Raw genomic sequence first — 2678 nt, 5'->3', positions numbered from 1 at the left:
TGACAAGACATTTTTTCTGACTTTCCAGATCAATTAACTGCTGAGTCACGACTTTTTTAGCGTGCTTTTTTCCGCATTTACATTTGTCGTTTAAATCCTATCGTCGGCTATTCTATCGGTCCTTTTCAGCAAGGAGATTTCCATTATGCGTCCATTTATTCCCGCTTTTCTCATCGCGTTTTTTCCCTTTGGAACAGTCCATGCGGAATTACAAGCGGAACCACAACAGGCCCCAGCATCCGCACATACAACTGAAACTGAATCGGGATTCACCCAACGGGTGAGGGATGTTCTCGCATCCGGAGCGTTGGATGATGTTCTGGAAAAGCGTTGGGACTTGATTCAGCAGCGCAAGCATGCATTACGGCTTTCTCAGTTGCGCGAGAAAAAAGCCAAGGCGGCTCGGGAAAGAAAGGCTGCCATCAAGAAATATATCCCTGCTCAAGATACCGACAACGAGCCTTTTCTTGGCGCCAAAAACGGGGCTTTCAGCTTGATTGTATATTCGGATTTCGGGTGCCCATACTGCAAGAAATTTCATCGCACTGCAAAGGCGTTTATCGACAAATATGGGAAGCACGCCAACCTGATTTATCGAAGTATGCCACTATCGATTCATGAACCCTATGCAACCGAACTGGCCATGGGCGGGTACTGTATCTATCGTCTCTCAGGAAATAACACTTACTGGAATTACGTGGACACGGTGTACACCAGTACTAACCTGAAAAATGGCAAGAAATTTGTCGATGAGTTCGCTGGCCGGCTGGGTATTTCCAGCGAGAATTTGACTTCTTGCATGACATCCAGAGACGCCCTGTCATTTGTAGAAAAACAGATAAAAGATGCCAACAAGGGACAGTTTACCGGAACGCCAAGCGTGATCCTCCGTAACAATTTAACTGGCGAGTTTGATTTCTTTGCCGGCGCCACCTCCCTCCGCACGCTCGAGGAATCCGTGAGAAAGATGGCTGAAAAGACCGCAAAAGAAGTGAAGGGTGCTGCCGACAGTTCAAGCTCTGCTCCAGGGCTTTCTTACCCAGCAGAAAACGCCAAGCGCCAATGATTCTTGGCCTGACATTGTTCCAGCAGCATGACCAATATCTCTGCGATTGCTGCTGCTATAATGGACCTATTGGCACGGAGGTGACCGAACGAAATTGGTGGTCGAACAATCGCTTCATAAAACCCGGTTTTATTCGTTCTCTACCCTCCCCTTCTTTGCGTGTCCAAGAACGCAAAACATCAACGAATAGAGCCCAATACTGCTATGACACCTTTTGATACAACTCCACTAAATGACGACCTGCTGATAGATGCCTATGAGGAAGATTGGGGAAGTTTTCTGTGCAAGCAGCGTTCTACCAAGCGTCATCCTAAGTATCTGACCCCCACCCAACTAGCAGCTCTATCAGAATGTGAAGTTCGTTTTCTGTTGATGCGAAGAGGTGGCTACAAGAAGCACGTGTCGCTGGCAGCGCGTCGGGGCGTGCGAGTGCATGCGGAACGGGAAGCGTTTTTGAAGCGTCAACGAGTGAAAGATCGGAAAAAATGAGGAAATTTATCGATAGACAACGGGTTGTGATCGTTCATCCCGAGCGTTGGGATGGCTTGCGCGGCAGGACAGGTACGGTACTGCGGCTGTGCCGTGGCGATGACGCAGCATGGATAGAAATTGATGATGAAATTCCCGATGGAGTGCGCGTCTTCCCGCATGATGACGACCGGCTGAATCACATGCTCTTTTACCCGCAGGAATGTTCGCCCGAATAGCCAAAAGGCCAGAAAGTACAATGACACACTGCTACGAATATTCTGTTGCGCTGGAACATGCGCAGGAACAGAAAGAACAGCTGACAACCCGCCTCGCTGACTTGAACCGGCATTTGCGGACGCTGGATGGATATCCGGTCTGGGTTTACGGGTGCCGTACCGACGCTGAAGCACGGGACCGATGTGTGGAAATCTACGGTTCGTTGCACTATGCAGACGAGATGAAACCGGAAGAATCCATGAAAGTTTACGGCGTCGTCGGTGGTGACCAAGCGCTCATCGAACTGGCAAAGGATGTCAACCAAAGCAAGGACGAGTTTGCCGCGGCAATGCAAGAACTCCGGCGAACAATCAACCCGGGAACCAGCCGTAATCAGCGTGGGCGTGCATTAAGGTTGGCGTTGGAAAAGTTGAGGGATCCCCGTTTCCATTACCGCCAGGCAATCAGGAAAATCAAGTTCCTTGAAGATAGACCGGAAAAACTCCGGTTTACCTGGCTGAGGACCCATGATCTACACCGAATTACGAGAGAGCAGGCCATCGAAAAGTTACGAAAACAGATCGGTGATGACGCCTTACAGGACAGCCGTGACTACCGAATTTTGGCTTCACTTGCCAGTGGAGAAGTTCTCGCGGAGGTTCGTCCAACCAACTTGGACGTACACCTACATTTACACTGGGGCACCCGGGGCATTCAGGCGATGCAGGTCAATATGCCCGTGATTTTCCCCTCTGAAAAAGGGGGCGAGATACCATGTTTTCGTCCCTTGATATCGCCAGAAGAAATGGGGCCGAAACGGAAGCGAAACAATCGGAAGATCGAGGATGAGCCAGTGCTGTCTGGAATGAACCTGTATCGCTATAAGTCCGAGCACAGAACATACGTTTGACTCTGCCCCAACAAA

Annotated in this window: 4 protein-coding genes; all 4 read left to right on the top strand. The window is 49.7% G+C overall.

Features of this window, described 5'->3' with window-relative positions:
- The first annotated feature begins 145 nt into the window (after positions 1-145).
- Positions 146-1066: a DsbA family protein gene (locus tag ACOCD2_RS16250; RefSeq protein WP_293680272.1), complete on the top strand. Its 921-nt coding sequence runs from the start codon at positions 146-148 to the stop codon at positions 1064-1066.
- A gap of 204 nt (positions 1067-1270) precedes the next feature.
- Positions 1271-1555 carry a hypothetical protein gene (locus tag ACOCD2_RS16245; RefSeq protein ID WP_293649903.1) on the top strand — a complete coding sequence of 95 codons (285 nt, stop codon included), beginning with the start codon at positions 1271-1273 and terminating at the stop codon, positions 1553-1555.
- Entirely contained in the window at positions 1552-1773 is a 222-nt protein-coding gene (locus tag ACOCD2_RS16240) for a hypothetical protein (RefSeq protein WP_293649902.1), read from the top strand. Before ACOCD2_RS16245 ends, ACOCD2_RS16240 begins: the two co-directional genes overlap by 4 nt.
- A 185-nt stretch (positions 1774-1958) precedes the next feature.
- Complete coding sequence (locus tag ACOCD2_RS16235; protein ID WP_419625789.1) at positions 1959-2663, top strand: DNA replication terminus site-binding protein; 705 nt, start codon at positions 1959-1961, stop codon at positions 2661-2663.
- Positions 2664-2678 lie beyond the last annotated feature (15 nt).

The organism is Thiolapillus sp. (assembly GCF_048562965.1).
GTDB lineage: Bacteria > Pseudomonadota > Gammaproteobacteria > Chromatiales > Chromatiaceae > Thiolapillus > Thiolapillus brandeum_A.
Note: the sequence above shows the minus strand (reverse complement) of the source record. Positions and strands in the feature narration are given on the sequence as shown.